This window comes from Bacillus cereus group sp. MYBK14-1, assembly GCF_051916885.1.
Classification (GTDB): domain Bacteria; phylum Bacillota; class Bacilli; order Bacillales; family Bacillaceae_G; genus Bacillus_A; species Bacillus_A cereus.
In genome coordinates this window covers 97,254-113,249 of the sequence record NZ_JBQAHM010000007.1, presented here as the reverse complement: position 1 = coordinate 113,249, position 15,996 = coordinate 97,254, and the positions used below count along the sequence as shown (strand labels likewise).

The following is a 15,996-nucleotide window of genomic DNA, read 5'->3' as shown; positions in this document are numbered from 1 at the left end:
ACTTATATTGGCATAAAGGGAAGTGACGAGAACAGCTTAACTATTCTCGTCCAAAATTACTCCTTGGATGAAGGGGTTTTCATGTATTATATTAACAGAGCTTTATTAATATTTAATTAAGCCATTGTTAATATATTGTAAACATCCTTCATCCTATTTTTCAGTTGCTGATTTCGGTAAAACAACTGTAAACGTTGTCCCTTCTCCAACTTCACTATCTACTGTAATCGTACCTTGATGCGCCTCAACTAAATGCTTTACGATCGACAATCCAAGGCCGGTACCACCAGTATTTCTACTTCTTGCTTTATCCACCCGGTAGAAACGTTCAAAAATACGCGGAATTTCCTCTTTACTAATACCAATTCCAGTATCCGATACTTTTATATAAGCATTATATTTATCTTCCGCTAACTCTACTGAAACAACGCCTCCAGCCGGTGTATATACGATTGCGTTATTAATTAAATTAATAAAGATTTGTTTCAAACGACTTGGATCTCCAATAACAGAGGCACGTTTTAATACATTAACTTGTAAAGAGATTTCTTTTTCTCCTGCTTTATTATCAAGTACCATATGAATATCTTCAAGCAGCCCCTTCATATCAACGGTTCCCATATTTAATTTAAATCCTTGTTGTTCGATCTTCGACAAATCTAATAAATCTTCAATTAATCCTTGCATGCGCTCACTTTCTTTTAAAATAATGTGCAAGAAATGTTCGCAGAATTTTTTATTATCCATCGCTCCGTCTAAGAGTGTTTCTGAAAAACCTTTAATAGAAGTAATCGGTGTCTTTAATTCATGAGAAACATTCGCTAAAAAGTCTTTTCTCATTTGTTCTAATTTCTTTAACTCTGTTATGTCATGGAATACGAGAACAATCCCTTTCCATTCATGGTTTGTCCCGATAATCGGCGCTCCATATACTTCGAAATGCTTCCGTTCAATTCCAAGTGGCAATAACATTTGTTTACGCACTTTCACTTCTGTCATAAAGATTTCTTCTACAAGCTCAATAATTTCTGTATGATGAAACGATTCATAATATAAGCGATCTAAATATTCTTCATCTGTTACGTGGAAAGTTTCCTTATAAGAGCGGTTTACAAGGTTTATATATCCTCGGCTATCAATTAAAATCATTCCGCTTCCCATATTTTCAATTAACGTATGCAGACGATCTTGCTGCATTTCTTGTTCAAGTGTCATCTCTTGTAAATTTCGAGCTAAAATATTAATCGCTTTACTCAGCATCCCTGTTTCATCCGAATGACTTTCGTATGCACGTGCTTTATAATTGCCCTTTGCCAATTCAATTGCAACTTTCGTAACCGATTCAATTGGCCTAATATATTGCCCTGTAATTTTCATACCTAAAAATACAACTACGAGACAAGCAATGACAAATCCGATAATTAATAATCCCCACGTTTTTTGATGTACGTCTCTTAAAGGATCAATTATACTTTTCACCAAAATATATCCTTGTTTTCCTTCTACATCTTGAACGAACACCGCATGATAAAATTCATTCTTTCGATCCGTTTCTTTCGTAATCACTTTACTTCGTTGTTTTGCCACTTCCGAAGAAAGTTCTTTAATCGTCTCTGGACTAAATGCCAATTCTTGTCCTTTTCTATATTGAACTTTCTTTTTTTCATCCAAAAATACGATAGAAGCTGGTATTTTTTCTTCTAACTTTTCAAATATGTATGGGTTTTTTAAGACATTATCAAAACCTTGCTCTTCTGCTAACGTCGCAACATACTCTGTCTCTTTTACCATTCTCTCTTTAGCATGATCTATATAGTAGTTTTCAAACACAGTTTCTAGTAATAAACCTAGTCCAACTAAAATAAATACAATAAGAGAAACAAATGTAAAAAGAAGCCTGGAACGAAATTTATTCATTCCCTTTTGGCTCCTCTAATTTATATCCTAAACCACGTATCGTTTTAATGTACGTCGGTTTTTTCGTATTTTGTTCAATTTTATCGCGCAAATGGCTAATATGAACATCAACAATTCGTGTATCACCAGCAAAATCGTAATTCCATACAGCACTTAGTAATTGATCACGTGTCAACACGCGACTTTTATTTTTCGCAAGATACACAAGTAGTTCAAATTCTTTTGGTGTTAATTCAAGCTTTCTTCCTTGGAAATAAGCCTCATAAAATTCCGGTAAAATTTTAAGTTCTGCAATTGTGATGCTATCTTCATCTGGCGCTTCTGCAACTTGTTCTTCTTGTTGTAATTTCGTACGACGCAAAATCGCCTTCACACGAGCAACAACTTCTCTTGGACTAAATGGCTTTGTCATATAATCATCCGCCCCAAGTTCAAGGCCTAGCACCTTATCAAACTCATCATCTTTTGCCGTTAACATTAAAATCGGCGTCATAACGCGCTGCAATCGTAATTCTTTACACACTTCCATACCATCCATTTTCGGAAGCATTAAATCTAATATAATTAAATCTGGGCGTTCTGTTGTCGCTTTTTGAAGCGCCATTTCTCCATCCATCGCTGTTATAACTTCAAACCCAGCTTGTTGTAAATTAAATTCGATTAAAGTTAAGATAAATTCCTCATCATCAACTACTAAAATACGATTGTTCATTCTTTTCCTCCAAGTTATAGACTTGAAACCTTCTTCATCCTAGTATTTTCCCCGTTATTCTCATCATACTAGAAAACAAGGTCCCTCTCAATATAATTGTCTATTCATGGAGATCGTTTGTGTAGAATTGAGAAAATAGAAGTAATTACGATTCACCTGCAACTACACAGGATTTTGCCAAACTTTATAGATTGCTCTCTCTTCTTTAAAGCTCACTTCCGTATGAACTATAAAATCTTGATTTTGTGCTAGGAAAAACGAAAGAGCATACGCTATTTTATAATCTGGTGTTTCATATCCATCAAATACTCTCCCGTACATTTCATTCGCAACCCCGTCTGCCCACACTTCAGCTTCTCTTACCGTTTCAAAGATCACGTCTTCTCTTTTCCACCTCACCTAAAAAACCACTCCTTTAATTGACTTCAATTACCGATAATTATATTATTAATCTTAATATATAAATTAATAATATATAGAATCTATTATGCGACTAATACTATCCATTCTATCTTTAGCAGTCACATGTATCCTTGCTTTTAACGCTCCGAGCTGGGATACGATTAAAACGGGGTGCTCAGAATTTGCTGAAGGGTTCAAAGAAGGGTTCTTCAACTAAAAATAGCGCTAGCATCCTTATTAAAGGTATGCTAGCGCTATTCATATTTTCATCTTTTTAAAAATTATCTAATGCTTTTTCCATAATAGAAACTGATTTAAAAGGTGGCGTTACTGTTAATGAACCTTTCACAACAGTTTCTCCTTTTTCATCATGAGCAGATACAAGCATATCAATTGTATGTTCCTCCTCAGAAACAGCCACAACTTCAAAGTGGATTTGTAACGTTTCATAATGGTGAACATGTTTCACGAATGTAAGGTCCTTTCTCGTAATATGACTTCCTGGACCCGGTAAATATTTCGTAACCGCCGTTGTAATCATTCCCGTTAGCATAATGCTTGGTACAATCGGCTTTTCATACGGAGTTTGGGATGCGTAATCATGCTGAATATATAATGGATTGGCATCATTCGTTAACCCTAAGTACAATAACAAATCTTTATCCTCAATTTTTTCAGTGATAGATAATTTCTCTCCTACTGTAATTTCATCCATTTTACGACCAATTTGAACTTTTTTCTTTAACATGTTACAACCCCCTCCGATTTTTTCACCTTATTATCCTACTAAAAGCGATACCTTATCCGAAATTTACTATGATGAGGGCAATGTATAGTATAAATCTACAGTTTCATTATAGGATATTACAAATGATAGCGTTTTCATATTATTTCAAAAAAACAATTCGGTAAATAGTAGAAAAAGATTCGGAATCCCGAATCTTTTTCACTACTATTCAATTATTAAACAAGAACTTTCATTACATTACGTACAGATTCTACAGAGCGATCTAACGCTTCTTTTTCATCTGCAAGAAGTTCTAATTCAATAATTTTTTCAATTCCGTTACCACCTAGAATTACTGGTACCCCTAAGTAAAGGTCACTATAACCATACTCACCTTCAAGGTACGCAATAGCTGGTAATATACGGCGTTGATCTTTTAAGATTGCTTCTGTCATTTCAACTAAAGAAGCTGCTGGTGCGTAATATGCACTACCGTTTCCTAATAAGCCTACAATCTCACCGCCACCTTTACGTGTACGTTCTACGATTGCTTCTAAACGCTCTTTCGGAATTAACGTTTCTAACGGAATACCGCCTGCATAAGAATAACGCACAAGAGGTACCATGTCGTCACCGTGTCCGCCAAGAACAAATCCTGTAATGTCTTTTACAGAAAGATTTAATTCTTGTGCGATGAATGTACGGAAACGAGCTGTATCTAATACACCCGATTGGCCGATTACACGCTCTTTCGGGAATCCTGCTTCTTTAAATACAGAATATGTCATTGCATCAACTGGATTTGTTAACACAACAATAATTGCATTTGGTGAATGTTTTGCAATGTCGCGCGTAATACTTTTCATAATTTTAGAGTTTGTTGCTACTAAGTCATCACGGCTCATACCAGGCTTACGTGCAATACCTGCTGTAATAACGACAACGTCAGAATCAGCAGTATCTGCGTAATCAGATGTTCCAATAATGTTAGCATCAAAACCTTGTACTGGGCTCGCTTCTAACATATCTAACGCTTTCCCTTTTGTTGGATTTTCCAGTTGTGGAATGTCCACTAATACAACATCTGCAAGTTCTTTTTGTGCTAATAAGAATGCCGTTGTTGCTCCTGTAAATCCTGCACCGATGACTGAAACCTTCTTGCGTTTGATTGTCATAATTTACCCCCCGCTTTAATTATGCGTTTTTGATTATCGCTACATCCATGTTTTTAATAAGTTCATTAGCGAACTCAGAACATTTCACTTCTGTTGCACCTTCCATTAAGCGTGCGAAATCATAAGTTACTACTTTTGAAGCAATTGTTTTCTCAACAGAAGCAGTTACTAATTTCGCAGCTTCGTTCCATCCTAAGTGTTCTAATAATAATACACCTGAAAGAAGAACAGAAGATGGATTTACTTTATCTAAACCTGCATATTTTGGAGCTGTACCGTGTGTAGCTTCAAAGATAGCATGTCCAGTCACATAGTTAATGTTTGCACCAGGTGCAATACCAATTCCACCTACTTGTGCAGCAAGTGCATCAGAGATATAGTCACCATTTAAGTTCATTGTTGCAACAACATCGAACTCACGTGGACGAGTTAAAATTTGTTGTAAGAAGATGTCTGCAATAGAATCTTTTACGATGATTTTTCCAGCCACTTCAGCGTCTGCCATCGCTTTATTCGCTGCATCTTTACCATCTTTTTCAACGATACGATCGTATTCAGCCCAAGTAAATACTTTGTCGCCGAATTCTTGTTCCGCTACTTCGTAACCCCAGTTTTTGAAAGCACCTTCTGTAAATTTCATAATGTTTCCTTTATGAACTAATGTAACAGAAGAGCGTTTTTCGTTAATTGCATATTGAATTGCAGCACGAACAAGACGCTTTGTCCCTTCTTCTGAAATTGGCTTAATACCAATACCAGATGTTTCTGGGAAGCGGATTTTATTAACACCCATTGCTTCTTTTAAGAAAGCAAGAACTTTTTCTGCTTCTGGAGATCCTTGCGCATATTCAATTCCAGCATAAATGTCTTCTGTATTTTCACGGAAAATAACCATATCAGTATCTTCCGGACGTTTTACAGGTGAAGGAACACCTTCAAAATAACGAACTGGACGTAGACATACATATAAATCTAATTCTTGACGAAGTGCTACGTTTAGAGAACGAATACCACCGCCAACTGGAGTTGTAAGTGGACCTTTAATCGCGATTAAATATTCACGAATTAAGTTTAAAGTTTCTTCTGGTAACCACTCGCCTGTTTGGTTGAATGCTTTTTCCCCTGCAAGCACTTCTTTCCAAACGATTTTCTTCTCACCATCATAAGCTTTTTCAACTGCTGCTTCTAGTACGCGAGATGCAGCTGCCCAAATATCAGGACCAATTCCATCTCCCTCGATAAATGGAATAATCGGATTGTTTGGTACATTCATAACACCATTAGTTACAGTAATTTTTTCACCTGTCGTCAATGTGATAACCCCCATGTTTGAAATTTCATATGTATGAAACTGAGGGAATAACCCCTCAGTTCAAACCGTTAGTCAAATTAAAATATTCTAATCATTACATCTTTCCGAAAAAATCAGACTTTTGAAAGCGTATTTTCACTATCAAAATAGTGTTATTCGCTTATCGTTGTGCAATTGGAACATACACTTGATGCGTTGGTCCATTATAATCAGCACGCGGACGAATTAAACGGTTGTTTTCATATTGTTCTAGAATATGAGCTAACCAGCCTGACATACGGCTAATTGCAAAAATAGGTGTAAATAAGTCATGGTCAATTCCTAAACAATGGTATACAGAAGCTGAATAGAAATCAACATTTGGTGGAAGACCTTTTTCTTTTGTTACAATGTCTTCAATTTTGATAGACATATTATACCATTTCTCTTCTCCTAAAAGCACGCATAATCTCTTAGACATTTCACGTAAGTGTTTTGCACGTGGATCACCCTGCTCATACACACGGTGGCCAAAGCCCATGATTTTCACTTTATTTTGAAGAGCATTATGAATATATGACTCTACATTTTCTTCTTCACCAATCTCAGTTAACATCTTCATTACATTTTCATTTGCCCCACCGTGAAGAGGACCTTTTAATGCACCGATTGCTGCTGTAATACCAGAATATACATCTGAAAGTGTAGCTACGCAAACACGTGCAGTAAATGTAGAAGCGTTTAACTCATGATCTGCATGAAGTACAAGCGCCTTATCAAAAGCTTCAATTTCAACTTCATTTGGCTCGCGATCATTTAACATGTACAAGAAGTTTGCAGCTAATGATAAATCCTTTCTTGGCTCAACAATATCTAAACCTTTACGGATTCTCGCGTAAGCAGCAACTAAAGTTCCTACTTGCGCCTGTAATTTAACCGCTTTCAAATAATTGGACTTTTCGTCCATAATTTCAGCGCTCTCATCGTATAATGATAGCATGGAAATTGCAGTTCGTAAAACAGACATCGGATGTGCAATTTTTAAATCTACTTGTTTCAAATATGTTAAAATCTCACCTGGAACTTTATAGTATTCTGATACAATTTCATTAAATTCTGCTAGTTCTTTTTCATTAGGAAGCTTGCGGTGCCATAATAAGTACACTACTTCTTCAAACGTAGCATTCTCAGCTAAATCATCAATATTATACCCAACATAAGTTAATGTATCATCAATAATAGAGCTCACAGATGATGTTGTTGCTACTACCCCTTCTAAACCTCGAATAACAGTCATGACATTCTCTCCTTTTCCTGAAAATTCTCCCAACCTTGCTCCTTATATCTATTTGCTCCCCTTTTGAATTATGAACGCCCGTTCACTCTTTAGGCAAGCAAAATGCACGATCATGCAAATTTGTTGCGATGTTCCCCTCTTATTGTCCATTGTTTACATGGAAAGCATGAGCGTGAATGTCTCCCCGAATCCTCACGCTCAAAACAACAAGTTAGTGAGGAAAATTAATTCCGAAGAGTTTTATGATAAAAACAACATAAAACAATATCATTATAAAATTGTTTTATGTTGTTTTTATTTTATCTGGTGTAAAGTCTCTGCTGTTATGTAACTTTTCAAAGTTTCTAATCCTATTATAAACAATTATCTGACTTTTGTGAACAGAAAGAATTCAAAAATTTTATATTACTATAAAATTCCTTATTTAAACATTTGTATAATACTCATAACCGCATAGGCAATTCCAGCCCCAATTAACGGACCAACAGCAACCCCATTAAATAGCGCAACCGCTATAATTGTCCCAAAAACAAGCGCAGTTGTAATGTGGGGATCCGTTGTCAACAATTGTACGCCGCCTTTCGCTAACAAAGCGACCGCTACACCTGAAGCTAAAGCAATCCACGCATAATAAGATTTTGCCGCTTCTCCAAGTTGTTTAAAACCTATTTCCCCCGTCGCAATCGGTACGAGCACCGCTATTGTAATGACCGTTACACCTAGGTTAATTCCTTTCGTTTGTAAATAAGGAAAGACCTTATCTCCTAAAAACGTAAACTTCAATAAAAATAACACACCAATAGCCACAGTAAGCGATTGGTTTTTCGCAATAAGTCCTATAATAAGTAGTATGAATAAAAATAACGTTGACTGACTAATCATGTTTGCACTTCCTTTCTGAAAATAATGAACTCATTTCCAAACAAAAATACCTTTAAACCTATCGTTATACATGATATATCGATGCCTATTCAACATGAATCACTTCATTTTTTATGTATTTTAAAATGATAAATTGAGACTTTCACCATAAAAATTTAAGCGTGTATACATTTTAAAAAACAGACGTCTCTTCTTTCTTTTCTAATTAGAAACAAGTAAAATAAAAAGAAGAGAAAATGAAGTTTTTACCATATAGTAGAAGCATCAACACCAAGCTTTCACAGTCACTCACATACTGAAAAAGCAGGAAAAATCCATCATTCCACTATAACATAAAGTGAAACTTTAATCAGTGGGGCACACTCGTTATAAGTTGAACGAATTAGGATAATCCAAATTGGAATGGGAGGTATACATCTTTGAACCGAAACTTACTATATATGATATTGCGACTCATATTTGTCATTGTAGCAACGGTAGCTGGGTTCTATGTATTACTATACATGTCAGGGCTTATCTATCCTTTTATTATCGCTTTTGCATTTGCTTATTTGATTAATCCTGTCGTCAATTTCCTTAATCAAAAACTACAATTTCCTCGCGCACTAGCAGTACTCGTTAGCTTAATTCTCGTATTTGGAGCTATCGTTGGACTTGTTACATATCTTGTGACTGAAGCAATATCTGCCACAACATACTTACTACAACTTGTTACAGTAAAGTTTCCAGATATCGTTACATTCGCTCAGCAATTTGCACTTAATCATATTATGCCTCTCTACGATGATTTAATCTCTAAATTTAATCATCTTGGAGAACCACAGCGCTATACAATTACACAAAACATTCAAAACTTAGGAACAGAAGCGACAACACAAATGAAAGAACTTTTAACCGCCATTATAAGCGGGTTAACGAATTTCATTAGTGCACTGCCAACAACTTTAACTGTCCTTGTATTCATTTTATTAGCCACTTTCTTCATTAGTTACGATTGGCACCGTCTTGCTCAGAAAGCAAGAAAATTGCTACCGAATCGTGTACATGGCTATGGAAAAACTATTTTTGTCGACTTAAGAAAAGCTTTGTTTGGTTTTGTGAAAGCACAACTTACACTCGTATCTATGACAACTGTCATTGTACTAATCGGGCTTTTAATATTACGCGTACCATACGCCATTACTATCGCGATTATTACAGGGGTTGTAGATTTACTACCATATTTAGGAACAGGCGCAGTCTTTGTTCCATGGGTTATATACGTATTTTTCACTGGCGATACCGCATTCGCCATTGGTCTTCTCATTTTATACATCGTCGTGATTGTCCAAAGACAAATTATGGAGCCGAAAGTACTTTCATCTAACATCGGTCTCGATCCATTAGCAACACTCGTCGCTCTATTTGTCGGCTTTAAACTTTTTGGCTTTTTAGGATTAATCATCGGCCCAGTCACCTTAGTACTACTTAATACATTACACAAAGCTAATGTCTTCCATGACTTGTGGAAATATATTAAAGGTTCACCTTCAAAATAATAGTTTCTAATTCATACACAACAAAAAACTTACATGTAATCAGTGGGAAATTCCCACTGATTATTCCTTGTACTTATTTTTCATACTTATTACATAAAACAAGAGAATTGCACTCAAAAAAGATAATTCTCTTGTTTTTTTGCATGAAAAACGCATATTCCGTGGTGTTTTTACATATTTATTCTATTTATTTTATAATTATCATTTACATTTATTACTTTTTATGTAAATGAATAAATATACAAAATAGCATAAAATAAGACTTCAACTAACAATCTCCGCCTTTTTATATGAATTTTTTACACCAATCGTTCCTCTATATAAGAAAACAAAACTTTAATTTAGCAGTGTTTCCCTCCATCTTATTCATCTAAATTAATAGCACTAAAAAATCACAAGTTTAATCGAAGTACACACAAGAGTTCAAACGAAAATTATATAGCAAATATAATAAGCGAACGTTTTGTTCATCCCCACTCATCATTCGCCCCACATCAGACACTTACGAGCAGCCCAGCTTTGAGATAGAAATTCCACCCCACAAATAGCGCGGTAAAACAAAGCTTCAATCAGCAAGTTCCTCTCCTTTTACAAGACAAAAAATAGCACTTAGATTTCTACAATCTAAGTGCTATTTCTGAATAATAATAGTAGAATTCTTTCTAAATTTCCATTCCATCCACTTCATAACAAGCGGCTTCAATAAAGCTCTCGTAATAGGGATCACGCAGATAAACCCTAGCATATCTGTCACATACCCAGGAAGCACTAAGAGAATACCTCCTACAAATACAAAAATACCATCTAGTACCGCCTCACCTGGCATTTCCCCTCTATTCAACTTAGATTGAATCTCTCCAAGCACTTTAAACCCTTGTCTTTTCGCCAAATACACACCTACAACACCTGTAAATACAATCATAGCGAACGTAGACCATAAACCTATTACATGACTTGATCCAATTAAGACCGTAATCTCAATCGCCGGTATTAAAATAAACAAGAATAGTAACCACTTCATAGTTCTACACCTCTCTCACATCTCACTTTTAACGCCCTCACAATGCCTATATACATCATATGAAATATAGATACCCTTTCATATTAAAACCCATAACAAACAGCTTTTAAAAGCAATTCTAGGCGCTTTAAGCTAATTTTATCTCGTTTTTGTGTAAAAAAAAAAAAAAAAAAAGAGAAGGACTCCGATCCTTCTCTCCGTATTACTTATAGCACTTCCGCATGTCCATTATAAACAATTCCGCGTGCTGCATCAACTGTTACTTCTTGGCCATTTTTTAAAGTTGCTGTTACGCCGTTTACACCAACGATAACAGGAATACCGATTGATACACCTACAACAGCTGCATGGCTTGTTAAGCCACCTTCTTCTACAACTAAAGCTGCAGCTTTTTCGATTGCAGGAATCATATCTTTATCAGTGCTTGTTGTAACAAGGATATCACCTTCGTTTACGTTCGCTACAGCTTCAGCAGCTGTTTTTGCTACAACTACTTTACCTTTTGCAGCTTTACGACCGATTCCTTGTCCTTTAGCAATTTCTTCACCAACAACGTGGATTTTCATTAAGTTTGTTGTACCAGTTTCAGCAACTGGAACACCAGCAGTAATCACTACAGTATCTCCAAGTCCGATTAGGCCTGCATCCATACCTGTTTGAATTGCTGTATCTAACATTTCGTCAGTTGAAGCTGCGCGCTTCTCAGCCATAAATGCTTGTACACCCCAAACAAGTGCAAGACGACGTCCTACTTGCTCGTCAGATGTTACAGCTACGATTGGAGATTTTGGACGGTATTTAGAGATCATTTTCGCAGTATATCCACTTTCTGTTGGAGCTACGATTGCAGCTACATCAAGAGCAAGTGCTGTATGTGCAACAGATTGGCTAATTGCATCTGTAATTGTTGGAGTGAACTCTTTAATACGTTTTTTGAACATATCTTCATATTGTAATGATTTTTCAACACGTACCGCAATGTTAGCCATCATTGTTACTGCTTCTACTGGGTATTGTCCAGCAGCTGTTTCACCTGAAAGCATGATTGCATCTGTACCATCGAAGATTGCGTTAGCTACGTCACTTGCTTCCGCACGAGTTGGACGTGGGTTACGTTGCATAGAATCTAACATTTGTGTTGCAGTAATAACTGGTTTACCTAACACGTTACATTTTTTAATTAGACGTTTTTGTACTAACGGTACTTCTTCTGGTGGAATTTCTACACCCATGTCACCACGAGCTACCATTAAACCGTCAGAAACTTCTAAGATTGAATCGATGTTGTCGATACCTTCTTGGTTTTCGATTTTTGGTACGATTTGGATGTATTGAGCGTTATGCTCTTCTAATAATTCACGGATTTCTAATACGTCAGACGCTTTACGTACGAATGAAGCTGCAATGAAATCAACTTTTTGCTCGATACCGAAGATGATATCTTTTACGTCTTTTTCAGTGATACCAGGAAGCTTAATGCTTACGTTTGGTACGTTAACACCTTTTTTATTTTTTACAGTTCCGCTGTTAAGAACTTTTGTACGGATGTTTCCATCAGCTTTTTCGATTACTTCTAGTTCGATAAGACCGTCATCGATTAGAATACGAGAACCTGGGTCTACATCGTCATAAAGACCAGCATAAGATACAGAGAACTTCTCTGCAGTACCTAATACTTGCTCAGTAGAAAGAACTACTTCTGCACCTGTTACAAGCTCAGCTTGTCCGTCTACGAAGTCGTGAGTACGGATTTCTGGACCTTTTGTATCAAGTAAGATACCAACTGTTTTACCAGTTTTCTTTGAAGCTTCACGAATGTTTTTAATACGAGCTCCGTGCTCTTCATGGCTACCATGAGAGAAGTTTAAACGAGCAACGTTCATACCTGCTTCGATTAATTGCTCTAATTTTTCAATACTTTCACTAGCAGGACCTATAGTACATACAATTTTAGTTTTACGCATATTGCACCTCCGAAAATTATGAAACCGTTCCCAAATATCTGACATTACGCCGATTAGATGGATAATTCTTTAGATAATTGATACATGTCTTTATCGATTGTATGCTTTTGAGCTAACGCTTCGATAATGTCATGATCAACAAGTTTGTTATCTTGAATACCTACACAACGTCCGCCTTTACCAGCAATTAATAATTCAACTGCTCTTGCGCCAAGACGACTTGCTAATACACGGTCTTGTGCACTTGGTGATCCACCACGTTGTACGTGACCTAATACAGTTACACGAGTATCAAAGTTTGTTGCTTCTTCAATGTGCTTACCGATGTCAATTGCACTTCCAACACCTTCAGCTACAACGATAATACTGTGTTTTTTACCACGTTCACTACCACGCTTCAGACGAGCGATAACATCATCCATGTCATACTCTTCTTCTGGAATTAAGATCGTTTCCGCACCATCAGCTAAACCAGCCCATAATGCGATATCACCAGCGTGACGTCCCATTACTTCGATAACATATGTACGTTCATGAGATGTAGCTGTGTCACGAATTTTATCAATTGCATCAATAACAGTGTTTAAAGCTGTATCGAAACCAATTGTGAAGTCTGTTCCAGGGATATCATTGTCGATTGTACCTGGTACACCAACACATGGGAATCCTTGTTCAGTTAATTTTTTAGCGCCTTGGTAAGAACCATCTCCACCAATAACAACAAGTCCTTCGATACCGTGTTTCTTTAATTGCTCGATACCTTTTAGTCGTACTTCTGGATCTTTAAACTCAGGACATCTTGCTGTATATAATTTTGTACCACCGCGGTGGATAATATCGCCAACAGAACCAAGTTCTAATTTTTCAATGTGACCAGAAATTAATCCAGCGTATCCATGGTAAATACCATATACTTCAATATCATGGAAAATCGCTTTACGAACAACTGCACGAATGGCAGCATTCATACCAGGTGAATCTCCACCACTTGTTAATACACCAATACGTTTCATTTGTACTCACCTCATAAAGATTATTTGCCTTATAATAAAATAACACGAAAAAATATAAAAATACAATGGAGAAGATGTGTCTTTTCATAATAAAAACGTGCATTCGCGAAGTGGAACGCACGCTTTTCTTATTTTATCCAAATGGAAGCGTTTGAAAACGAAACTTGCCCAATTTTCATATATTTTTCATAACGTTTTTCGATTAATTCATCTTTCGAAATTCCGTTTAATTGTTCAAAAGTTTTTCGAATCATTAAGTCTATATTTTCTGACTGTTTCAAAATATTACGGTGAGCTCCGCCTCTTGCTTCTGGAATAATTTCGTCAATCACACCTAATTCTTTCAAATCTGCTGCTGTAATTTTCATTGCCTCTGCAGCTTCCTTTGCTTTTCCTGCATCTTTCCAAAGAATTGCCGCTGCACCCTCTGGTGTAATAACAGAATAAGTGGAATTTTCTAGCATATGAATGTAATCTCCAACTCCAAGGCCTAGCGCACCACCACTACCACCTTCGCCGATAACGATACAAATAACAGGTACCGTTAAACCTGCCATTTCAAATAAATTGCGGGCGATAGCTTCACTTTGACCACGTTCTTCAGCAGCTTTACCAGGATAAGCTCCTTTCGTATCAATAAAACAAATAATAGGACGATTGAACTTTTCCGCCTGCTTCATTAAACGTAATGCTTTTCGATATCCTTCTGGATGAGGCATTCCAAAGTTACGGCGAATATTTTCTTTCGTATCTTTTCCGCGCTGATGCCCAATTACAGTTACAGGCATCCCTTTATATTTCGCAATGCCGCCGACAATCGCTGCATCATCGCCAAATAGACGATCTCCATGACATTCGAAAAAATCAGTAAATAAGTGCTCAATATAATCGAGCGTTGTCGGTCGTTCTGCATGACGAGCAATTTGAACACGGTCCCATACTTTCAGATTGCCGTATATATCTTCCTCTAAATTTTCTAGCTTTTCTTCCAAAATACGAATCTCCTCACTGAAGTCCATCTGGCTGTTTTTCGTATAGTCTTTCAGTTCACGAATCTTATTTCTTAGCTCAACAACTGGTTTTTCAAATTCTAGCTCTGCCATACAGCCATTTCCCCTCCTTGATGAACTTCTAAAATCTTGCGAAGTGATTCTCTCATATCATCACGATGCACCACCGCATCTAATTGACCATGATCTAGTAAGAATTCTGCCGTTTGGAAATCTTCTGGTAGTTTCTCACGCACCGTTTGTTCAATTACACGTCTACCAGCAAATCCGATAAGTGCACCTGGTTCTGCAAGATTATAATCACCAAGTGAAGCGAAACTCGCTGAAACCCCGCCCGTCGTTGGGTGAGTCATAACAGAAATAAATAATCCTCCTGCATTACTATGCTTTTTCAAAGCTACGCTTGTTTTTGCCATTTGCATTAAACTTAATATACCTTCTTGCATACGGGCACCACCCGAAGCAGTAAAGATAATAAATGGAACTTGTAAGTCGTACGCCTTTTCAACCGCACGGGCGATTTTTTCTCCTACTACAGAGCCCATGCTCCCCATTCGAAAACGAGAATCCATTACTGCAACAACAACAAGCATGTCATCAATTGTTCCTTCACCAGTTACAACCGCTTCGTTCAATTCAGTCTTCTTACGATCGCTCTCTAGTTTCTCTTCATAACCTGGAAACTCGAGTGGATTTAATGAAACCATTTCTTTGTCATACTCACGGAATGACCCTTCGTCCAATATACTATCAAGACGTTCCCATGCATTCATAGGATGATGATATCCACAATTCACACATACTTTTAAATTTTTTAGAAGTTCTTTCGTATACATGATTTTTTTACATTCCGGACATTTTGTCATAACGCCATCTGGTACATCTTTTCGTACTTGTTCTGAAGGTATTGCAGCGTACTTTTTCTTTTTCACGAATAAATCTCTTAGCACAATTTGACCCCCTTCGTTGAGAGCTAAGGTTAGCGTAAGAAGAAAATGGGGCTAACACCAAAGTTTGATGTTAGCCTTATCTTCTCAATCTGTCTAA

Annotated in this window: 14 protein-coding genes; 1 reads left to right on the top strand and 13 read right to left on the bottom strand. The window is 36.7% G+C overall.

The genetic code is table 11. The features are described 5' to 3' along the window. Positions 1-153 precede the first annotated feature (153 nt). The 8 genes from phoR to ACTFR3_RS18875 all read right to left on the bottom strand — a co-directional run bounded on the left by phoR (position 154) and on the right by ACTFR3_RS18875 (position 8,403). Positions 154-1,917 (bottom strand): sensory box histidine kinase PhoR, encoded by a 1,764-nt coding sequence (phoR, locus tag ACTFR3_RS18910; RefSeq protein ID WP_001032102.1) that lies wholly within the window; start codon positions 1,915-1,917, stop codon positions 154-156. Continuing rightward, a complete protein-coding gene (phoP, locus tag ACTFR3_RS18905) occupies positions 1,910-2,629 on the bottom strand; it encodes a two-component system response regulator PhoP (RefSeq protein ID WP_001065220.1) in 720 nt (239 codons plus the stop codon). The genes phoR and phoP overlap by 8 nt, the downstream gene beginning before the upstream one ends. 162 nt (positions 2,630-2,791) lie before the next feature. Beyond that, positions 2,792-3,028 (bottom strand): hypothetical protein, encoded by a 237-nt coding sequence (locus ACTFR3_RS18900; protein ID WP_001267383.1) that lies wholly within the window; start codon positions 3,026-3,028, stop codon positions 2,792-2,794. A gap of 277 nt (positions 3,029-3,305) precedes the next feature. Then, positions 3,306-3,779 (bottom strand): MaoC family dehydratase, encoded by a 474-nt coding sequence (locus ACTFR3_RS18895; protein WP_000914180.1) that lies wholly within the window; start codon positions 3,777-3,779, stop codon positions 3,306-3,308. A gap of 215 nt (positions 3,780-3,994) precedes the next feature. Beyond that, the gene (gene mdh, locus ACTFR3_RS18890) at positions 3,995-4,933 is read right to left on the bottom strand and encodes a malate dehydrogenase (protein ID WP_000153230.1); all 939 of its coding nucleotides are present in this window, start codon (positions 4,931-4,933) and stop codon (positions 3,995-3,997) included. A 19-nt stretch (positions 4,934-4,952) separates the two neighbouring features. After that, positions 4,953-6,245 (bottom strand): NADP-dependent isocitrate dehydrogenase, encoded by a 1,293-nt coding sequence (gene icd, locus ACTFR3_RS18885; RefSeq protein ID WP_000206898.1) that lies wholly within the window; start codon positions 6,243-6,245, stop codon positions 4,953-4,955. A gap of 160 nt (positions 6,246-6,405) precedes the next feature. Next, entirely contained in the window at positions 6,406-7,554 is a 1,149-nt protein-coding gene (citZ, locus tag ACTFR3_RS18880) for a citrate synthase (RefSeq protein ID WP_000503652.1), read from the bottom strand. Positions 7,555-7,941: 387 nt separating this feature from the next. After that, the gene (locus ACTFR3_RS18875) at positions 7,942-8,403 is read right to left on the bottom strand and encodes a DUF441 domain-containing protein (RefSeq protein WP_000625507.1); all 462 of its coding nucleotides are present in this window, start codon (positions 8,401-8,403) and stop codon (positions 7,942-7,944) included. Positions 8,404-8,822: 419 nt separating this feature from the next. Here ACTFR3_RS18875 and ytvI point away from each other — a divergent pair, with 419 nt between their 5' ends. After that, positions 8,823-9,941 carry a sporulation integral membrane protein YtvI gene (gene ytvI / locus ACTFR3_RS18870; RefSeq protein ID WP_001081388.1) on the top strand — a complete coding sequence of 373 codons (1,119 nt, stop codon included), beginning with the start codon at positions 8,823-8,825 and terminating at the stop codon, positions 9,939-9,941. Between the two features lie 631 nt (positions 9,942-10,572). Here the strand turns inward: ytvI and ACTFR3_RS18865 are convergent. The 5 genes from ACTFR3_RS18865 to accD all read right to left on the bottom strand — a co-directional run bounded on the left by ACTFR3_RS18865 (position 10,573) and on the right by accD (position 15,899). Then, entirely contained in the window at positions 10,573-10,962 is a 390-nt protein-coding gene (locus ACTFR3_RS18865; protein ID WP_000871628.1) for an FxsA family protein, read from the bottom strand. A 206-nt stretch (positions 10,963-11,168) separates the two neighbouring features. After that, complete coding sequence (pyk, locus tag ACTFR3_RS18860) at positions 11,169-12,926, bottom strand: pyruvate kinase (RefSeq protein ID WP_001232673.1); 1,758 nt, start codon at positions 12,924-12,926, stop codon at positions 11,169-11,171. A gap of 53 nt (positions 12,927-12,979) precedes the next feature. Further along, positions 12,980-13,939, bottom strand: a complete 960-nt coding sequence (gene pfkA / locus ACTFR3_RS18855) for a 6-phosphofructokinase (RefSeq protein ID WP_000821157.1) — start codon at positions 13,937-13,939, stop codon at positions 12,980-12,982. Positions 13,940-14,067: 128 nt separating this feature from the next. After that, entirely contained in the window at positions 14,068-15,042 is a 975-nt protein-coding gene (gene accA / locus ACTFR3_RS18850) for an acetyl-CoA carboxylase carboxyl transferase subunit alpha (protein ID WP_000818804.1), read from the bottom strand. Further along, positions 15,030-15,899 (bottom strand): acetyl-CoA carboxylase, carboxyltransferase subunit beta, encoded by an 870-nt coding sequence (gene accD / locus ACTFR3_RS18845; RefSeq protein WP_000942856.1) that lies wholly within the window; start codon positions 15,897-15,899, stop codon positions 15,030-15,032. The genes accA and accD overlap by 13 nt, the downstream gene beginning before the upstream one ends. Positions 15,900-15,996 lie beyond the last annotated feature (97 nt).

What these genes read in the sequence shown, in the direction of transcription:
- phoR (WP_001032102.1), bottom strand. Translation starts at nt 1,917, where the DNA reads ATGAATAAATTTCGTTCCAGGCTTCTTTTTACATTTGTTTCTCTTATT.
- phoP (WP_001065220.1), bottom strand. Translation starts at nt 2,629, where the DNA reads ATGAACAATCGTATTTTAGTAGTTGATGATGAGGAATTTATCTTAACT.
- ACTFR3_RS18895 (WP_000914180.1), bottom strand. Translation starts at nt 3,779, where the DNA reads ATGTTAAAGAAAAAAGTTCAAATTGGTCGTAAAATGGATGAAATTACA.
- mdh (WP_000153230.1), bottom strand. Translation starts at nt 4,933, where the DNA reads ATGACAATCAAACGCAAGAAGGTTTCAGTCATCGGTGCAGGATTTACA.
- ACTFR3_RS18875 (WP_000625507.1), bottom strand. Translation starts at nt 8,403, where the DNA reads ATGATTAGTCAGTCAACGTTATTTTTATTCATACTACTTATTATAGGA.
- ACTFR3_RS18865 (WP_000871628.1), bottom strand. Translation starts at nt 10,962, where the DNA reads ATGAAGTGGTTACTATTCTTGTTTATTTTAATACCGGCGATTGAGATT.
- pyk (WP_001232673.1), bottom strand. Translation starts at nt 12,926, where the DNA reads ATGCGTAAAACTAAAATTGTATGTACTATAGGTCCTGCTAGTGAAAGT.
- pfkA (WP_000821157.1), bottom strand. Translation starts at nt 13,939, where the DNA reads ATGAAACGTATTGGTGTATTAACAAGTGGTGGAGATTCACCTGGTATG.
- accA (WP_000818804.1), bottom strand. Translation starts at nt 15,042, where the DNA reads ATGGCAGAGCTAGAATTTGAAAAACCAGTTGTTGAGCTAAGAAATAAG.